The 18019-nt window shown below is 51.5% G+C and carries 16 protein-coding genes, 1 pseudogene and 1 other annotated feature; of the genes and pseudogenes, 7 read left to right on the top strand and 10 right to left on the bottom strand.

Annotation, left to right across the window (positions count from 1 at the left end; translation table 11 throughout):
* On the top strand, window positions 1-234 hold a 234-nt coding region (locus BHE85_RS24215; protein ID WP_001393844.1), incomplete at its 5' end, for an IS1 family transposase.
* 243 nt (window positions 235-477) lie between these two features.
* Here BHE85_RS24215 and trpA read toward each other — a convergent pair.
* From trpA to trpL, 6 genes are all read right to left on the bottom strand, one after another.
* On the bottom strand, window positions 478-1284 hold the full coding sequence (gene trpA / locus BHE85_RS24220) for a tryptophan synthase subunit alpha (protein WP_000443093.1): 807 nt from the start codon (window positions 1282-1284) through the stop codon (window positions 478-480).
* A complete protein-coding gene (gene trpB, locus BHE85_RS24225; RefSeq protein ID WP_000209504.1) occupies window positions 1284-2477 on the bottom strand; it encodes a tryptophan synthase subunit beta in 1194 nt (397 codons plus the stop codon). Before trpB ends, trpA begins: the two co-directional genes overlap by 1 nt.
* An 11-nt stretch (window positions 2478-2488) precedes the next feature.
* The gene (gene trpCF / locus BHE85_RS24230) at window positions 2489-3850 is read right to left on the bottom strand and encodes a bifunctional indole-3-glycerol-phosphate synthase TrpC/phosphoribosylanthranilate isomerase TrpF (RefSeq protein ID WP_000983897.1); all 1362 of its coding nucleotides are present in this window, start codon (window positions 3848-3850) and stop codon (window positions 2489-2491) included.
* Window positions 3851-5446, bottom strand: a complete 1596-nt coding sequence (gene trpD, locus BHE85_RS24235; RefSeq protein ID WP_000763539.1) for a bifunctional anthranilate synthase glutamate amidotransferase component TrpG/anthranilate phosphoribosyltransferase TrpD — start codon at window positions 5444-5446, stop codon at window positions 3851-3853.
* Window positions 5446-7008, bottom strand: a complete 1563-nt coding sequence (gene trpE / locus BHE85_RS24240; RefSeq protein WP_001194597.1) for an anthranilate synthase component I — start codon at window positions 7006-7008, stop codon at window positions 5446-5448. Before trpE ends, trpD begins: the two co-directional genes overlap by 1 nt.
* A gap of 21 nt (window positions 7009-7029) precedes the next feature.
* Window positions 7030-7123 (bottom strand) — a sequence feature (Trp leader region).
* On the bottom strand, window positions 7100-7144 hold the full coding sequence (gene trpL / locus BHE85_RS24245) for a trp operon leader peptide (RefSeq protein ID WP_001386774.1): 45 nt from the start codon (window positions 7142-7144) through the stop codon (window positions 7100-7102). It overlaps the preceding feature by 24 nt.
* Window positions 7145-7281: 137 nt before the next feature.
* Here trpL and rnm point away from each other — a divergent pair, with 137 nt between their 5' ends.
* The 4 genes from rnm (at window position 7282) to rluB (ending at window position 11786) form a co-directional block, all read left to right on the top strand.
* Entirely contained in the window at window positions 7282-8163 is an 882-nt protein-coding gene (rnm, locus tag BHE85_RS24250) for an RNase RNM (RefSeq protein WP_001285682.1), read from the top strand.
* Window positions 8160-8780 (top strand): L-threonylcarbamoyladenylate synthase, encoded by a 621-nt coding sequence (locus tag BHE85_RS24255; RefSeq protein WP_001295575.1) that lies wholly within the window; start codon window positions 8160-8162, stop codon window positions 8778-8780. Before rnm ends, BHE85_RS24255 begins: the two co-directional genes overlap by 4 nt.
* Window positions 8781-8807: 27 nt before the next feature.
* Window positions 8808-10703 carry a DUF2207 domain-containing protein gene (locus tag BHE85_RS24260; protein ID WP_004984243.1) on the top strand — a complete coding sequence of 632 codons (1896 nt, stop codon included), beginning with the start codon at window positions 8808-8810 and terminating at the stop codon, window positions 10701-10703.
* A 210-nt stretch (window positions 10704-10913) separates the two neighbouring features.
* Complete coding sequence (gene rluB, locus BHE85_RS24265; protein ID WP_001291216.1) at window positions 10914-11786, top strand: 23S rRNA pseudouridine(2605) synthase RluB; 873 nt, start codon at window positions 10914-10916, stop codon at window positions 11784-11786.
* A gap of 39 nt (window positions 11787-11825) precedes the next feature.
* Here the strand turns inward: rluB and cobO are convergent.
* Window positions 11826-12417: pseudogene (gene cobO, locus BHE85_RS24270) on the bottom strand (cob(I)yrinic acid a,c-diamide adenosyltransferase).
* On the bottom strand, window positions 12414-13172 hold the full coding sequence (locus BHE85_RS24275) for a YciK family oxidoreductase (RefSeq protein ID WP_000559289.1): 759 nt from the start codon (window positions 13170-13172) through the stop codon (window positions 12414-12416). The pseudogene cobO and the gene BHE85_RS24275 overlap by 4 nt, the downstream one beginning before the upstream one ends.
* Before the next feature lie 218 nt (window positions 13173-13390).
* On the opposite strand from BHE85_RS24275, the gene sohB reads away from it, so the two are divergent.
* Window positions 13391-14440 (top strand): protease SohB, encoded by a 1050-nt coding sequence (gene sohB, locus BHE85_RS24280; RefSeq protein WP_039064164.1) that lies wholly within the window; start codon window positions 13391-13393, stop codon window positions 14438-14440.
* A gap of 35 nt (window positions 14441-14475) precedes the next feature.
* Here sohB and BHE85_RS24285 read toward each other — a convergent pair whose 3' ends face one another.
* Window positions 14476-14727 (bottom strand): YciN family protein, encoded by a 252-nt coding sequence (locus BHE85_RS24285; protein WP_001031530.1) that lies wholly within the window; start codon window positions 14725-14727, stop codon window positions 14476-14478.
* A 379-nt stretch (window positions 14728-15106) separates the two neighbouring features.
* Between BHE85_RS24285 and topA the strand changes: the two genes are divergently transcribed.
* Window positions 15107-17704, top strand: a complete 2598-nt coding sequence (gene topA, locus BHE85_RS24290) for a type I DNA topoisomerase (RefSeq protein WP_001297122.1) — start codon at window positions 15107-15109, stop codon at window positions 17702-17704.
* A gap of 54 nt (window positions 17705-17758) precedes the next feature.
* Here topA and BHE85_RS24295 read toward each other — a convergent pair.
* On the bottom strand, window positions 17759-18019 hold a 261-nt coding region (locus tag BHE85_RS24295; protein WP_216080690.1), incomplete at its 5' end, for an IS1 family transposase.

Consider the following 18019-nt stretch of genomic DNA (forward strand, 5'->3'; position numbering starts at 1 on the left):
TCGGCCTTTGAGGTCGTGGTATGGATGACGGATGGCTGGCCGCTGTATGAATCACGCCTGAAGGGAAAGCTGCACGTTATCAGCAAGCGTTACACTCAGCGCATTGAGCGACATAATCTGAATCTGAGACAACATCTGGCAAGGCTGGGACGGAAGTCACTGTCGTTCTCAAAATCGGTGGAGCTGCATGACAAGGTCATCGGGCATTATCTGAACATAAAACACTATCAGTAAGTTGGAGTCATTACCCAATTATCTGAGGAATAAGTGACTTAGAGAAAATTATTGATTTTACTGGTGTTATGTTGCGGGATTAATTTGTTTGATTATATTACTGTTGGGCGGAAAAATGACGTAAGTTGACGTTCGACAGGGGTAAGCGAAGCGGTAAAAAGATAAATATTAAATGAATTTAGGATTTTTCCGGCTTCATTAAAGAAAGTTAAAATGCCGCCAACGGAACTGGCGGCTGTGGGATTAACTGCGCGTCGCCGCTTTCATCGGTTGTACAAAAACTTTCAGTGCCGCCAGCATTTTCTCTGGCTCATTAATATGTTGCTCGATGATTTTAACAATGGCCGAACCAGAAATCGCGCCCGCAGCTCCTGCATCAATCGCTGCTTTTACCTGATCCGGGGCGGAAATACCAAACCCCTGCAATGGAGGTGCAGCGTTGTACTCTTTCAGCTTCGCAACCAGATGATTGAGGGGTAACGCGGCGCGGTTTTCTGCGCCGGTCACGCCCGCTCGTGACAGCAAATAGGTGTAACCACGACCGTAAGAGGCTATCTGGCGCAGCAGGTCGTCATCGGCATTTGGCGGGCAGATGAAGATAGGTGCGACATTATGGCGCAACGCGGCCTGGCGGAAGGGCGCGGACTCTTCAACTGGCACATCGGCAACCAGCACCGAATCGACGCCGACTTTCTCGCACTGGGCATAAAACTCATCAATGCCTTTGTTAAACACCAGATTGGCATACATCAACAGGCCAATGGGAATGGTCGGGTGTTTCTGGCGAATCAGTGCCAGCATTTCAAAACATTGTGCCGGAGTCACACCTGCCGCAAAGGCGCGCAGAGTGGCGTTTTGAATGGTCGGGCCATCCGCCAGTGGGTCGGAGAAGGGGATACCTAACTCCAGCGCGTCAGCACCGGCTTCAATTAGCGTATCGATAATTTTCAATGACTGCTCAATGCCCGGATCCCTGAGCGTGACGAAAGGAACGAATGCGCCTTCTTTGCGCTCCTTCAACTGGGCAAACAGAGATTCGTAGCGTTCCATCAGATTTCCCCTCGTGCTTTCAAAATATCGTGAACGGTGAAGATGTCTTTATCGCCGCGACCGGAAAGGTTAACCACCAGTAGCTGCTCTTTTTCCGGGGTTTCGCGCATCATTTTCAGCGCATGGGCCAGGGCGTGGGAAGACTCCAGCGCCGGGATAATCCCTTCGTGCAGGCACAGCGTTTTGAAGGCTTCAAGGGCTTCATCATCGGTAATAGACACGTAATCAGCGCGTCCAGTGCTGTTAAGATACGCGTGTTGTGGGCCGACAGACGGGAAATCCAGTCCGGCGGAGATGGAGTAAGATTCTTCAATCTGCCCGTCTTCGGTTTGCATCATCGGCGCTTTCATACCGAAATAAATGCCCACGCGACCATGTTTTAGCGGTGCGCCGTGCTCGCCAGTTTCGATACCGTGACCACCCGGCTCCACACCAATCAGGCCGACGTTGGTTTCGTTGATGAAATCTGCAAACATGCCGATGGCATTCGAACCGCCGCCAACACAGGCGATAACGGCATCCGGCAGGCGACCTTCTCTTTCCAGAATCTGCGCTTTCGTTTCTTCGCCAATCATCCGCTGAAACTCACACACAATGGTCGGATAAGGATGTGGGCCAGCTGCGGTGCCCAGCATATAGTGCGCGGTTTCATAACTGCCGGACCAGTCGCGCAGCGCCTCGTTACAGGCATCTTTCAGCGTCGCGGAACCGCTATGTACCGGGATCACTTCCGCACCCATTAAGCGCATACGAAAAACGTTAGGCGACTGGCGTTCAACGTCTTTGGCACCCATATAAATACGGCATTTCAGGCCGAGCAGGGCGCTGGCAAGGGCCGACGCCACGCCATGCTGACCGGCACCGGTTTCGGCGATGATTTCGGTTTTACCCATCCGCTTCGCCAGTAAAGCCTGACCGAGCACCTGGTTAGTTTTATGCGCGCCGCCGTGCAGCAAATCTTCGCGCTTCAGATACAGCGTGGTGTTCGTCCCAGCCGTAATGTTCTGGCATTTGGTCAGCGCGGTTGGACGCCCGGCATAGTTTTTCAGCAGGTCGTTGAACTGAGCCTGAAATTCAGGATCTTTTTGCGCGCTGACAAAAGCTTCTTCCAGCTGGCGCAGAGCAGGCATCAGGATTTGTGGCACGTACATGCCGCCAAACTCACCAAAATAGGGGTTAAGTAATGTTGTCATTGTTCCTTTCCTTAATATGCGCGCAGCGTCTGGAAAACCGAGGCCAAAAGACGTGCGTCTTTGATGCCCGGTTGCGACTCTACAGCAGAATTAAAATCAAGTCCGGCGCAGCCGGTTTGTGCCGCTTCCACGCAGTTATCTGCGCCTAAGCCCCCCGCCAGCAGAACGTTGCCAAGCGATTGACCATTTAATAGTGACCAGTCAAAACGTTGCCCGCTTCCACCCTGGCCGTTGTCTAAAACATATTTATCAACGTGCTGAAACTCGCGGGCGGGCAGGGTTTCACCGACGCTTAATGCTTTCCAGATGGCAACATGTGTTGGCAGAGCTTCACGCAGCGTATCGATATACAGCTGATCTTCATTACCATGCAGTTGCACTGCCGCCAGCGATAACACCTTAGCTTTGTCCACCACATCGGCAATATCGTGATTGCGGAACACGCCAACATACTGCAACGGTGCCGCAGCCATCACTTCCTGCGCCTGTTCAACGTTGACGCAACGCGGTGATGTCGCGACAAAAATCAACCCACCGTAAATCGCGCCCGCGTCATAAGCTGCTTTAGCATCTTGCCCACGCGTCAGGCCACATACTTTATTCTCACCCAGCAACACCCGGCGCACGGCGGCGTGCAAATCGTCATGGGCCATCAACGCCGAACCAATCAGAAAACCGTTAGCGAAGTGGCTTAACTCGCGCACCTGAGCGTAAGTATTGATGCCGGATTCGCTGATTACCGTTACGTTGTGCCCCAGTTTCGGCGCAAGCTCGCGGGTACGGTTGAGATCAATCGACAAATCACGCAGATCGCGGTTGTTGATGCCAACGACCTTTGCCCCTAATGCAATGGCGCGCTCCAGTTCCTCTTCATTACTGACTTCGGTCAGCCCCCCCATCTCCAGACTGTGAGCGACGGCTGCAAGCTGGCGATATTGGTCGTCATCCAGTACTGAAAGCATTAATAAGCAGGCATCGGCCTGGTAATAGCGCGCCAGATAGATCTGGTAAGGGTCGATAATGAAGTCTTTACATAAAATCGGCTGCGGGGCGATTTGGCTGACGATGGGGAGGAAATCAAAGCTCCCCTGAAAATATTTCTCATCAGTCAGCACCGAAATTGCCGAAGCGTAATGTTTATAAATGGCGGCAATGCGTGCCGGATCGAAATCATCACGGATCACGCCTTTTGACGGCGACGCTTTCTTGCACTCCAGAATAAACGCCGTGCGTGCACCCTGTAGCGCATCATAAAAATGTCGCGTGCTCGGCTGAACCTCATTCTGAAAACTGGCCAGCGGTTGCTGCTGTTTGCGGGTTTCTACCCAAATCGCCTTGTCTGCGACGATTTTCGCTAAAACGGTTTGCATCATTTACCCTCGTGCCGCCAGTGCGGTAACTCTGTCGTAAGCGGAACCACTGCGCAGTACCTCAAGAACGGTTTGCGCATTGGCTTGCAGATCTTCATGGCCATGCAGGCGCATTAACATGGCGACATTCGCCGCGACGGCTGCTTCGTGAGCGGCGTCGCCTTTACCTTGTAACAAGCGTGTTAAAATGTCACGGTTTTCTTCCGGTGTTCCGCCTGCCAGTTGCTCCTGGTGGTAGGGTGTCAGGCCAAAATCTTCTGCAGTTAGCTGATAGCTCTTAATTTCACCGTCATGCAGTTCGGCAACGATTGTCGGCGCGTGTAATGAAACTTCATCCATACCGCCGCTGTGCACTACCGCCGCGCGTTGATACCCCAGCACGCGCAAGGTTTCGGCAATCGGCAGCACCAGTTCCGGACTATAAACACCAATTAACGCCAGCGGCGGATGCGCCGGGTTAATCAATGGTCCCAGCACGTTGAACAGAGTGCGGGTTTTCAGTTGCTGGCGAACCGGCATCGCATGGCGAAATCCGGTGTGATATTTCGGCGCAAAGAGGAAACATACGCCTAACTCATCCAGCGCTTGGCGCGATTTATCGGCATTCATATCAAGATTAATACCGAACGCCGCCAGCAGATCGGACGAACCAGATTTACTGGAGACGCTACGGTTGCCGTGTTTCGCCACTTTCAGCCCACAGGCCGCGGCGACAAACGCACTGGCGGTGGAAATATTGATGCTGTTACTGCCGTCACCACCGGTGCCGACGATATCGGCAAACAGATAATCCGGGCGCGGGAACGGCGCGGCGTTTTCCAGTAACGCGGTTGCTGCTCCGGCGATCTCGTTCGGGTGCTCGCCGCGAATTTTCATGCTCACCAGCGCCGCCGCCAGTTGTTCCGGTTTCAGTTCGCCACGTACCACTGCTGAAAACAGCTGGTGGCTTTCTTGCTGGCTAAGCGTCTGCGCCTGATACAGTTTTTCCAGAATCGGTTGCAGCGTGTTGGTTGGCTCTAGTTTCCGCTGCGCCCAGGCCAGCGTTTGTTCCAGCAGGCGAGCGCCCTGGGTAGTAAGAATGGATTCCGGATGGAACTGGAATCCACAAACGCGATCCGCATCGTGACGTACTGCCATCACCATGCCATTAAAATGGGCGTTGATGGTTAAACCGGCCGGAATGTTACTGCCAACCAGCGAGTGATAACGCGCCACTGGCAGCGGGTTTGTTAATCCGGCAAACATCGCCTGACCGTCGTGTTCAATGCTGGAGGCTTTACCGTGGAGAATTTCGCCCGCCTGACCGACATAGCCCCCGTAAGCTTCGACAATCGCCTGATGTCCGAGGCAAATGCCAATAATGGGCAGCTTGCCACGCAAGCGGGTGAGGAGTTCCGGCATACAACCGGCTTCGCTCGGCACACCGGGGCCAGGAGAAAGCATCAGCACCGGATTGCTCATCGTCGCCAGGCGTTCAATTAAGGTCTGCGCCGGAATATGGTTGCGGTAAATCACCACATTATGCCCATTGCTGCGCAACTGATCTGCCAGGTTGTACGTAAAAGAGTCGATATTATCGAGCAGCAGAATGTCAGCCATCAGAAAGTCTCCTGTGCATGATGCGCGGTGGCAATAGCGCGCAGTACAGCGCGGGCTTTATTACGGGTTTCGTCGGCTTCCGACTGCGGAACAGAATCAAGGACTATGCCAGCACCGGCTTGCACGGTGGCGATACCGTTTTCCACCAGCGCCGAGCGGATCACAATGCAGGTGTCGAGATCGCCATGCGCGGTGAAATAACCTACCGCGCCGCCGTAGCTGCCGCGGCGACGACCTTCCGCCTCGGCAATTAACTGCATGGCGCGTACTTTCGGCGCACCGCTTAACGTCCCCATATTCATACAGGCGCGGTAAGCGTGCAGGGCGTCGAGATCGTGGCGCAGCTCACCGACCACGCGGGAGACCAGGTGCATCACGTAAGAGTAACGGTCAACTTTGGTAAGATCGGCGACGTAGCGGCTGCCGGGGGTGCAAATGCGTGCCAGATCATTACGGGCGAGATCCACCAGCATCAGATGTTCAGAAAGCTCTTTATGATCGGTACGCATTTCCAGTTCGATGCGGCTGTCGAGGTCTCTGTCCAGTGAACCATCGGCGCGACGACCGCGCGGGCGTGTTCCGGCAATCGGGTAGATCTCAATCTGGCGGCTGGTGGCGTCATACTTGAGCGAACTTTCCGGCGACGCGCCAAACAGGGTGAAATCATTATCCTGCATAAAAAACATGTACGGGCTGGGATTACTCTTTTTCAGCACGTAATAGGCCGCCAGCGGTGACGGGCAGGGCAGAGAGAAACGGCGAGACGGCACCACCTGGAAAATTTCTCCGGTGCGAATCGCTTTTTGCAACAAACGCACCACGCCACCGAACTCTTCATCGCTCTGGTTACATTCACAACGCATATGCGGCACGGAAACCACCGGCAGCGGCGGCGCGGCTTCGGTCAGCTGCTGGCGAAGATCGTTCAGGCGAGCAGTGAGACGTTGTTTTTCTTCTTCATTCGGAGCAAACAGGCTGGCCTGAATGCGGGTGTTTTTTTTCTGATGGTCAATCACCATCAGCGTTTCAGCGAGATAAAAACAGAAATCAGGGCAGTTATTTTCCGCTGACAGTTGCGGTAAATCTTCAAATCCCGCCACAAGGTCATAAGAGAACAGGCCGCCGAAGAACATTGCTTCTCGTTCTTCCTTCGGTACATTCAACAGATTCTGCAATAAACGGAAAGCGTCAAAAACCGAAAGGGAGCATAAGCGAGCGTCTTCATCCAGCAGTGGACTGACAGGGGGGAAGCGCAGCACACGGCAGTTTGGTGATTGTTCATTTTCCACACCCGCAGGCAGGGCGTTATCCAGTAGTGTCAGCAGGGCTTCGCCGTTGCCGGAAAGTGCCTGAATTGTGACAGTGTCACCTAATGCTGTAATGCGCAGCGCACTGTCTACCAGTAGCAGGCTTTTTAAATCATCTTTGCTGTCGATATCTGCGGATTCCAGCAGCAGCGTTGCCGGACGATCCCCACACAACTGGTGAAAAAGCGCAGTCGGGTTGTCGCGATAAGCGCCTTCGCAGGTTAGCAGTTCGAGAGTCGGTTTTTGTGTTTGCATTGTTATTCTCTAATTTTGTTCAAAAAAAAGCCCGCTCATTAGGCGGGCTGGGTATCTGATTGCTTTACGCATGGTGAATACACTGCCCGTTTCAGGAAGTGCGCCACCAAGCTTTCAGTACGAAAATTGCTTTCATTGTCGATACCCTTTTTACGTGAACTTGCGAACTAGTTAACTAGTTCGATGATTAATTGTCAACAGCTGATTTCAGAATATTTGCCAGAACCGTTATGATGTCGGCGCAAAAAACATTATCCAGAACGGGAGTGCGCCTTGAGCGACACGAATTACGCAGTGATTTACGACCTGCACAGCCATACCACAGCTTCCGATGGCTGCCTGACGCCAGAAGCATTGGTGCACCGTGCAGTCGAGATGCGCGTCGGCACCCTGGCGATCACCGACCATGACACCACAGCTGCAATCGCGCCAGCAAGAGAGGAAATTTCACGTTCGGGACTGGCGCTGAATCTTATTCCCGGCGTGGAAATTTCCACGGTCTGGGAAAATCATGAAATTCATATTGTCGGGCTGAATATTGATATTACTCATCCGCTAATGTGTGAGTTCCTCGCGCAGCAGACAGAACGGCGCAATCAGCGGGCGCAGCAAATTGCCGAAAGACTTGAAAAAGCGCAAATACCTGGGGCGCTGGAAGGCGCACAACGACTGGCGCAGGGCGGCGCAGTGACGCGCGGTCATTTTGCGCGTTTCCTTGTTGAGTGCGGCAAAGCCAGTTCAATGGCAGATGTCTTTAAAAAGTATCTGGCGCGCGGGAAAACCGGATACGTTCCGCCACAGTGGTGTACAATAGAACAAGCTATTGATGTCATTCATCATTCTGGCGGTAAGGCGGTGCTAGCTCATCCTGGGCGGTACAATCTTAGTGCTAAATGGCTGAAAAGATTGGTTGCGCATTTTGCCGAACACCACGGCGACGCGATGGAAGTCGCGCAGTGCCAGCAATCGCCCAATGAACGCACCCAGTTGACGACACTTGCGCGTCAGCATCATTTATGGGCATCACAAGGATCTGATTTTCATCAGCCATGCCCGTGGATCGAACTGGGTCGTAAACTCTGGCTGCCCGCAGGCGTTGAAGGCGTCTGGCAGCTATGGGAACAGCCGCAGAACACCACAGAGAGGGAATTATGAGCCAGTTTTTTTATATTCATCCTGATAACCCGCAGCAACGTCTGATCAACCAGGCGGTGGAGATCGTGCGTAAAGGCGGGGTGATTGTTTATCCAACTGATTCCGGCTATGCGCTCGGCTGTAAAATTGAAGATAAAAACGCGATGGAGCGTATTTGTCGTATTCGCCAGCTGCCGGACGGTCACAACTTTACCCTGATGTGTCGCGATCTTTCTGAACTTTCGACCTATTCATTCGTGGATAACGTTGCGTTTCGTTTAATGAAAAACAACACGCCGGGCAACTATACCTTCATCCTGAAGGGGACGAAGGAGGTGCCACGCCGTCTGTTGCAGGAAAAACGCAAAACCATCGGTATGCGTGTGCCTTCTAACCCGATTGCGCAGGCGTTGCTTGAAGCACTGGGCGAACCGATGCTTTCCACTTCGCTAATGCTGCCAGGCAGCGAATTTACCGAATCCGATCCAGAAGAAATTAAAGACCGTCTGGAAAAACAGGTGGATTTGATTATCCACGGCGGCTATCTCGGACAGAAACCGACAACGGTCATTGATCTTACCGATGATACGCCGGTCGTGGTGCGTGAAGGCGTGGGTGATGTGAAGCCTTTCTTATAACAAATTGCGTTCCACGGATGGAAGACTATGGCAGGGAAGTTTCGCTGCATTTTGCTGTTGATAGCAGGGCTGTTTGTATCATCTCTAAGTTATGCAGAAAACCCGGAGATCCCTTCTTATGAAGAAGGGATCTCGCTCTTTGATGTTGAAGCCACTCTGCAACCGGATGGGGTGCTCGACATCAAAGAAAATATTCATTTTCAGGCGCGAAATCAGCAGATTAAGCACGGATTTTATCGTGATTTACCACGACTCTGGATGCAGCCTGATGGGGACGCTGCACTGCTGAACTATCATATTGTTGGCGTCACTCGTGATGGTATTCCTGAACCCTGGCATCTTGACTGGCATATCGGGTTAATGAGTATTGTCGTGGGCGATAAACAACGTTTCTTGCCTCAAGGCGACTATCATTATCAAATTCATTATCAGGTTAAAAATGCTTTCCTGCGTGAGGGAGATTCAGATCTGTTAATCTGGAACGTGACTGGTAACCACTGGCCGTTTGAAATCTATAAGACCCGATTTTCACTCAAGTTCCCTGATATCGCGGGTAATCCATTTAGCGAAATCGATCTCTTTACTGGAGAAGAGGGCGACACATATCGAAATGGCCGCATCCTTGAGGACGGAAGAATTGAATCCCGCGATCCGTTTTATCGTGAAGATTTCACGGTACTCTACCGCTGGCCTCACGCGTTACTTAGCAATGCCCCGGCTCCACAAACGACGAATATTTTCAGCCATCTTCTTTTACCCTCCACGTCATCGTTGTTAATTTGGTTTCCGTGTTTATTCCTGGTTTGTGGATGGTTATATCTCTGGAAGCGCAGGCCGCAATTTACGCCGGTAGATGTGATTGAAACCGATGTCATTCCGCCAGATTACACGCCCGGCATGTTACGTCTCGATGCGAAGCTGGTTTACGACGATAAAGGTTTCTGTGCCGATATCGTAAATCTGATCGTGAAGGGAAAAATTCATCTGGAAGATCAGTATGATAAGAACCAGCAAATCCTGATTTGTGTTAATGAAGGCGCGACCAGAAATAATGAGGTATTACTGCCCGCAGAGCAGTTATTACTGGAAGCGTTATTTCGTAAAGGCGATAAGGTCGTTCTTACGGGGAGACGCAACAGAGTCTTACGCAGGGCATTTTTACGGATGCAGAAATTTTATCTGCCGCGTAAAAAGTCTTTGTTTTACCGGCCTGATACGTTTTTGCAATGGGGTGGACTGGCAATATTGGCGATCATTCTCTACGGTAACCTGAGTCCCGTAGGTTGGGCAGGAATGAGTCTGGTAGGCGATATGTTTATTATGATCTGCTGGATTATTCCTTTTTTATTTTGTTCCCTTGAGCTTTTGTTTGCCCGCGATGATGACAAGCCTTGCGTTAATCGTGCAATCATCACTTTGTTTTTACCACTGATTTGTTCAGGCGTGGCCTTCTATTCTCTCTATATCAATGTCGGAGATGTATTCTTTTACTGGTATATGCCAGCGGGTTATTTTAGCGCTGTTTGCCTGACCGGTTATCTCACTGGCATGGGGTATATTTTTCTGCCAAAGTTTACCCAAACTGGGCAGCAACGTTATGCCCGCGGTGAAGCTATCGTTAACTATCTTGCGCGTAAAGAGGCAGCAACACACAGTGGACGTCGGCGGAAAGGGGAAACACGGAAACTGGATTACGCGTTGCTAGGTTGGGCTATATCGGCAAATTTGGGGAGGGAATGGGCGTTACGCATTGCCCCTTCGCTTTCTTCGGCGATTCGCGCTCCAGAGATTGCCCGTAACGGCGTTTTATTCTCATTACAGACGCACCTAAGTTGCGGGGCCAATACCAGTTTGTTGGGGCGAAGTTATTCCGGTGGTGGTGCTGGCGGCGGCGCGGGTGGCGGAGGCGGTGGTGGCTGGTAATTAAGCTGATGTTAATCGAAACAAGCTTTAACCATAAAGATAGTGTAGTATGTTGCGCCTCAAAGCCAGGCCGATAAACGTCGAGTCGTTTACTTAAGGCCTGAAGAGTTCAAACAGACTTTACTATCAGTGAGTCAGATGTAAGTTCTGACTCACTGTTGCACAAAAGCATATCAGACGCCTGGGAAGGCGACACCAAAAGGAAGCTCTATGAGCGAAAAATTACAGAAAGTGCTGGCCCGCGCTGGCCACGGCTCCCGCCGTGAAATCGAATCTATTATTGAAGCCGGTCGTGTGAGTGTTGATGGCAAAATTGCTAAACTCGGCGATCGCGTTGAAGTTACCCCTGGGCTGAAAATTCGTATCGATGGTCATCTGATTTCGGTACGTGAGTCCGCTGAACAAATTTGTCGCGTTCTGGCCTATTACAAACCGGAAGGTGAGTTGTGTACCCGTAACGATCCGGAAGGGCGTCCGACGGTGTTTGACCGTCTGCCAAAGCTGCGTGGCGCACGCTGGATTGCCGTAGGTCGTCTGGACGTTAACACCTGTGGTCTGCTGCTGTTCACCACCGATGGTGAACTGGCAAACCGTTTAATGCATCCAAGCCGTGAAGTTGAACGTGAATACGCCGTGCGTGTATTTGGTCAGGTTGACGACGCGAAACTGCGTGATTTGAGTCGTGGCGTGCAACTGGAAGATGGTCCGGCAGCTTTTAAAACCATCAAGTTCAGCGGCGGCGAAGGGATCAACCAGTGGTACAACGTGACTCTGACCGAAGGCCGTAACCGTGAAGTTCGTCGTCTGTGGGAAGCGGTTGGTGTGCAGGTGAGCCGCCTGATCCGTGTTCGTTACGGTGATATCCCACTGCCAAAAGGTCTGCCACGCGGTGGCTGGACGGAGCTGGACCTCGCCCAGACTAACTATCTGCGCGAACTGGTGGAGCTTCCGCCAGAAACCAGCTCTAAAGTCGCTGTAGAAAAAGACCGTCGTCGCATGAAGGCTAATCAGATTCGTCGTGCGGTGAAACGTCACAGTCAGGTGAGCGGCGGTCGTCGTTCTGGCGGGCGTAATAACGGTTAATCAAAGTATGCCGGACGTCATATCCGGCATTTTTACAGATTAATAATCAATCCCTATTTGCGCCTTAACACCGGCATCAAACGCATGTTTGATGGGGCGCAGCTCACTTACCGTATCCGCCAGTTCAAGAATATCCCGATGACAGCCTCGACCCGTGATAATCACCGTCTGTTGATGTGGACGTTCATTTAACGCCTGCACCACTTCTTCCAGTGGCAAATAGTCATACGCCACCATATACGTCAGTTCATCAAGCAAAACCATATCCAGTGAGGAATCAGCAAGCATCCGCTTTGCATGTTGCCAGACTTCGCGGCAGGCGGCGGTATCAGACTCGCGGTTTTGTGTATCCCAGGTAAAGCCCGTTGCCATCACCTGAAACTCAACGCCATGTGGTTCCAGCAGATTGCGTTCGCCATTAGGCCAGGTGCCTTTAATAAACTGCACGACGCCCACTTTTTTTCCGTGACCAACTGCGCGTGTTGCCGTACCAAATGCCGCGGTGGTTTTGCCTTTTCCATTGCCGGTAAAGACGATGATAATACCGCGTTCATCCTGGGGCCTGTGCCACACGAGCATCTACTTTTTCTTTCACTCGCTGCTGACGCTGTTGGTAGCGTTCATCACTCATTGGGAAATTCCTGGTTTACGGCCCGGTTGGGCGTCAAAGGTCATGCCGGTTTTACGGCGGCTGTCATCGCCCATCAGCCAGAGGTAGAGCGGCATGATATCAGCGGGTGTTTTAAGTTTCTGTGGATCTTCGGTCGGGAAGGCGCTTGCGCGCATTGCGGTGCGCGTACCGCCTGGGTTAATGCAGTTGACGCGCAGGCGCTGCTGATATTCATCGGCCAGTACCTGCATCATCCCTTCGGTGGCAAATTTCGACGCTGCATATGCACCCCAGTTAGCTCGTCCCTGACGTCCAACGCTTGATGAAGTAAAGACCAGTGAACCGGCGTCCGATTTGAGTAATAAAGGAAGCAGTGCCTGGGTGAGCATAAAGGTGGCATTAACGTTGACCTGCATGACGTCCTGCCAGACCTGCGGATTTTGTTCGCTCATTGGGCAAATATCGCCGAGCAATCCGGCATTATGCAAAACACCATCCAGACGCGGATAATTAACGACAATGCGCTGTGCCAGTTGTTGGCAATTTTCGGACGTGCAGGTCAGCAAATCGAGAATAAACCACTGTGGCTGACGCCCAGTTTCTTCGTTTATGTGGCTGGCTACCTGACGTAATTTTTCTTCATTACGGCCCAACAGAATCACTGTCGCACCATAGCGTGCATACGTCATCGCGGCTTCACGACCAATCCCATCGCTGGCTCCCGTCACCAGGATAATGCGATCATTGAGTAAATCTTGTTTTGGCTGGTAATGCATGGCTACTCCTCAACGACGTTGTCTGTCGCGCTGCCAGTGTACTTTATGACTTTGGGGCTTTATGCCTGAAACAGAAGGGCATTTCAATCAGCCTGGGGCGATAACACCGCAAAATGGATACTTTGTCATACTTCGCTGCAATAACATCTCTGCGAGACGGCTTAACATGCCTGTTGTAAACTGTGAGCCAAAGCGTTGTTTAACCAAGGTGGGGACTCGTGGAATTGTTGTCTGAATATGGTTTGTTTTTGGCGAAAATCGTTACCGTTGTGCTAGCGATTGCGGCGATTGCCGCCATTATTGTCAATGTTGCTCAACGTAATAAACGCCAGCGTGGCGAGTTACGGGTCAACAATCTCAGCGAACAGTATAAGGAGATGAAAGAAGAACTGGCCGCGGCGCTGATGGGCTCACATCAGCAAAAACAGTGGCACAAAGCGCAGAAGAAAAAGCACAAGCAAGAAGCGAAAGCAGCAAAAGCGAAAGCCAAACTGGGCGAGGTGGCAACTGACAGTAAACCTCGCGTCTGGGTGCTGGATTTTAAAGGCAGCATGGACGCCCATGAAGTGAACTCGCTACGTGAAGAGATAACGGCGGTACTCGCAGCATTCAAACCGCAGGATCAGGTTGTGCTCCGTCTGGAAAGCCCTGGTGGCATGGTGCATGGTTACGGGTTGGCGGCTTCGCAGCTGCAGCGTCTGCGTGATAAAAACATTCCTTTAACTGTTACGGTAGACAAAGTCGCTGCCAGCGGCGGTTACATGATGGCCTGTGTGGCGGACAAAATTGTTTCCGCACCGTTTGCTATTGTGGGTTCCATTGGGGTGGTGGCGCAAATGCCCAACTTTAACCGCTTCCTGAAAAGCAAATATATTGATATCGAACTGCACACTGCCGGGCAGTATAAGCGTACTCTGACGTTGCTGGGTGAAAATACCGAAGAAGGGCGGGAGAAATTCCGCGAAGAGTTGAACGAAACGCATCAGTTGTTTAAAGATTTTGTGAAGCGTATGCGTCCGTCTCTGGATATTGAACAGGTGGCAACAGGTGAACACTGGTACGGACAACAGGCGGTAGAGAAAGGCCTGGTTGATGAAATCAACACCAGTGATGAAGTTATTCTTAGCCTGATGGAAGGCCGTGAAGTGGTTAATGTACGCTATATGCAGTGTAAACGACTCATTGACCGATTCACCGGCAGCGCGGCAGAGAGCGCCGATCGATTGTTGCTACGCTGGTGGCAGCGGGGTCAAAAGCCATTGATGTAAAAGACAAACGCGAGGCTAAGACCTCGCGTTTTGCTTTAATCAACCAGATGATATTTTTCTGAAAGCACATGGGCCAGGTGTTTGAACATATTAAACACCGCGGTGCTTTTGGCTGTTGGCAATCCTTGTTCATCTAAAAAGTAGTCGCCGGTAAATACCAGCACGCCATTACGCTGCGTGACGCCGGTGGCTTCAATCCCTGCGAGCGTATCCTCATGCTCACGAATGATTTTGTTGGCCTCTTTCAACAGCGTTTCGCGGTCGATGGGTTGTGTCTCTTTGTTCATTATTTACTCCTTAAATAAGGACATTAGTCTACGCCAGGCATGGCTTGCAGACAAATATACCACGCTGGTGGCAAGAGCGCCTTACTGGCAACTTTGGATTTTGCATGCTAATAAAGTTGCGTATCGGATTTTATCAGGTACAGTGTGACGCTTTCGTCAATCTGGCAATAGATTTGCTTGACATTCGACCAAAATTCCGTCGTGCTATAGCGCCTGTAGGCCAAGACCTGTTAACTCAGTCACCTGAATTTTCGTGAACAGAGTCACGACAAGGGGTTGATATCCGCAGAGAACGAGTCCATATCGGTAACTCGTTGCCAGTGGAAGGTTTATCAACGTGCGACGCATTCCTGGAAGAATCAAATTAGGTAAGGTGAATATGGGTAAAGCTCTTGTCATCGTTGAGTCCCCGGCAAAAGCCAAAACGATCAACAAGTATCTGGGTAGTGACTACGTGGTGAAATCCAGCGTCGGTCACATCCGCGATTTGCCGACCAGTGGCTCAGCTGCCAAAAAGAGTGCCGACTCTACCTCCACCAAGACGGCTAAAAAGCCTAAAAAGGATGAACGTGGCGCTCTCGTCAACCGTATGGGGGTTGACCCGTGGCACAATTGGGAGGCGCACTATGAAGTGTTGCCTGGTAAAGAGAAGGTCGTCTCTGAACTGAAACAACTGGCTGAAAAAGCCGACCACATCTATCTCGCAACCGACCTTGACCGCGAAGGGGAAGCCATTGCATGGCACCTGCGGGAAGTGATTGGGGGTGATGATGCGCGCTATAGCCGAGTGGTGTTTAACGAAATTACTAAAAACGCGATCCGCCAGGCATTTAACAAACCGGGTGAGCTGAATATTGATCGTGTTAATGCCCAGCAGGCGCGTCGCTTTATGGACCGCGTGGTGGGGTATATGGTTTCGCCGCTGCTATGGAAAAAGATCGCTCGTGGTCTGTCTGCCGGTCGTGTGCAGTCGGTGGCGGTTCGCCTGGTGGTCGAGCGTGAGCGTGAAATTAAAGCGTTCGTGCCGGAAGAGTTCTGGGAAGTCGATGCCAGCACGACCACGCCATCTGGTGAAGCGTTGGCGTTACAGGTGACTCATCAGAACGACAAACCGTTCCGTCCGGTCAACAAAGAACAAACTCAGGCTGCGGTAAGTCTGCTGGAAAAAGCGCGCTACAGCGTGCTGGAACGTGAAGACAAACCGACAACCAGTAAACCTGGCGCTCCTTTTATTACCTCTACGCTGCAACAAGCTGCCAGCACCCGTCTTGGATTTGGCGTGAAAAAAACCATGATGATGGCGCAGCGTTTGTATGAAGCAGGCTATATCACTTACATGCGTACCGACTCCACTAACCTGAGTCAGGACGCGGTAAATATGGTTCGCGGTTATATCAGCGATAATTTTGGTAAGAAATATCTGCCGGAAAGTCCGAATCAGTACGCCAGCAAAGAAAACTCACAGGAAGCGCACGAAGCGATTCGTCCTTCTGACGTCAATGTGATGGCGGAATCGCTGAAGGATATGGAAGCAGATGCGCAGAAACTGTACCAGTTAATCTGGCGTCAGTTCGTAGCCTGCCAGATGACCCCAGCGAAATATGACTCCACGACGCTGACCGTTGGTGCGGGCGATTTCCGCCTGAAAGCACGCGGTCGTATTTTGCGTTTTGATGGCTGGACAAAAGTGATGCCTGCGTTGCGTAAAGGCGATGAAGATCGCATCTTACCAGCAGTTAATAAAGGCGATGCTCTGACGCTCGTTGAACTTACACCAGCCCAGCACTTTACCAAGCCGCCAGCCCGTTTCAGTGAAGCATCGCTGGTTAAAGAGCTGGAAAAACGCGGTATCGGTCGTCCGTCTACCTATGCGTCGATCATTTCGACCATTCAGGATCGTGGCTACGTGCGAGTAGAAAATCGTCGTTTCTATGCGGAAAAAATGGGCGAAATCGTCACCGATCGCCTTGAAGAAAATTTCCGCGAGTTAATGAACTACGACTTCACCGCACAGATGGAAAACAGCCTCGACCAGGTGGCAAATCACGAAGCAGAGTGGAAAGCTGTACTGGATCACTTCTTCTCGGATTTCACCCAGCAGTTAGATAAAGCTGAAAAAGATCCGGAAGAGGGTGGTATGCGCCCGAACCAGATGGTTCTGACCAGCATTGACTGCCCGACTTGTGGTCGCAAAATGGGGATTCGCACAGCGAGCACCGGGGTATTCCTTGGCTGTTCTGGTTATGCGCTGCCGCCGAAAGAGCGTTGCAAAACCACCATTAACCTGGTGCCGGAAAACGAAGTGCTGAACGTACTGGAAGGCGAAGACGCTGAAACCAACGCGCTGCGCGCAAAACGTCGTTGCCCGAAATGCGGCACGGCGATGGACAGCTATCTCATCGATCCGAAACGTAAGTTGCATGTCTGTGGTAATAACCCAACCTGCGACGGTTACGAGATCGAAGAGGGCGAATTCCGCATTAAAGGTTATGACGGCCCGATCGTTGAGTGTGAAAAATGTGGCTCTGAAATGCACCTGAAAATGGGGCGTTTCGGTAAATACATGGCCTGCACCAACGAAGAGTGTAAAAACACACGTAAGATTTTACGTAACGGCGAAGTGGCACCACCGAAAGAAGATCCGGTGCCATTACCTGAGCTGCCGTGCGAAAAATCAGATGCTTATTTCGTGCTGCGTGACGGCGCTGCGGGTGTTTTCCTGGCTGCCAACACTTTCCCGAAATCGCGTGAAACGCGTGCGCCACTGGTGGAAGAGCTTTATCGCTTCCGCGACCGTCTGCCGGAAAAACTGCGTTATCTGGCCGATGCGCCACAGCAGGATCCGGAAGGTAATAAGACCATGGTTCGCTTTAGCCGTAAAACCAAACAGCAATATGTCTCTTCGGAAAAAGACGGAAAGGCGACTGGCTGGTCAGCATTTTATGTTGATGGCAAATGGGTTGAAGGAAAAAAATAACCTTTAATTCTGTCAGGTTTTTATAAACAAAGGGTCGCGGGTAATGACTCCAACTTACTGATAGTGTTTTATGTTCAGATAATGCCCGATGACCTTGTCATGCAGCTCCACCGATTTTGAGAACAACAGTGACTTCCGTCCCAGCCTTGCCAGATGTTGTCTCAGATTCAGATTATGTCGCTCAATGCGCTGAGTGTAACGCTTGCTGATAACGTGCAGCTTTCCCTTCAGGCGTGATTCATACAGCGGCCAGCCATCCGTCATCCATACCACGACCTCAAAGGCCGACAGCAGGCTCAGAAGACGCTCCAGTGT

It is taken from the genome of Shigella sp. FC1567 (assembly GCF_001743015.1).
Taxonomy (GTDB): Bacteria; Pseudomonadota; Gammaproteobacteria; order Enterobacterales; family Enterobacteriaceae; genus Escherichia; species Escherichia coli.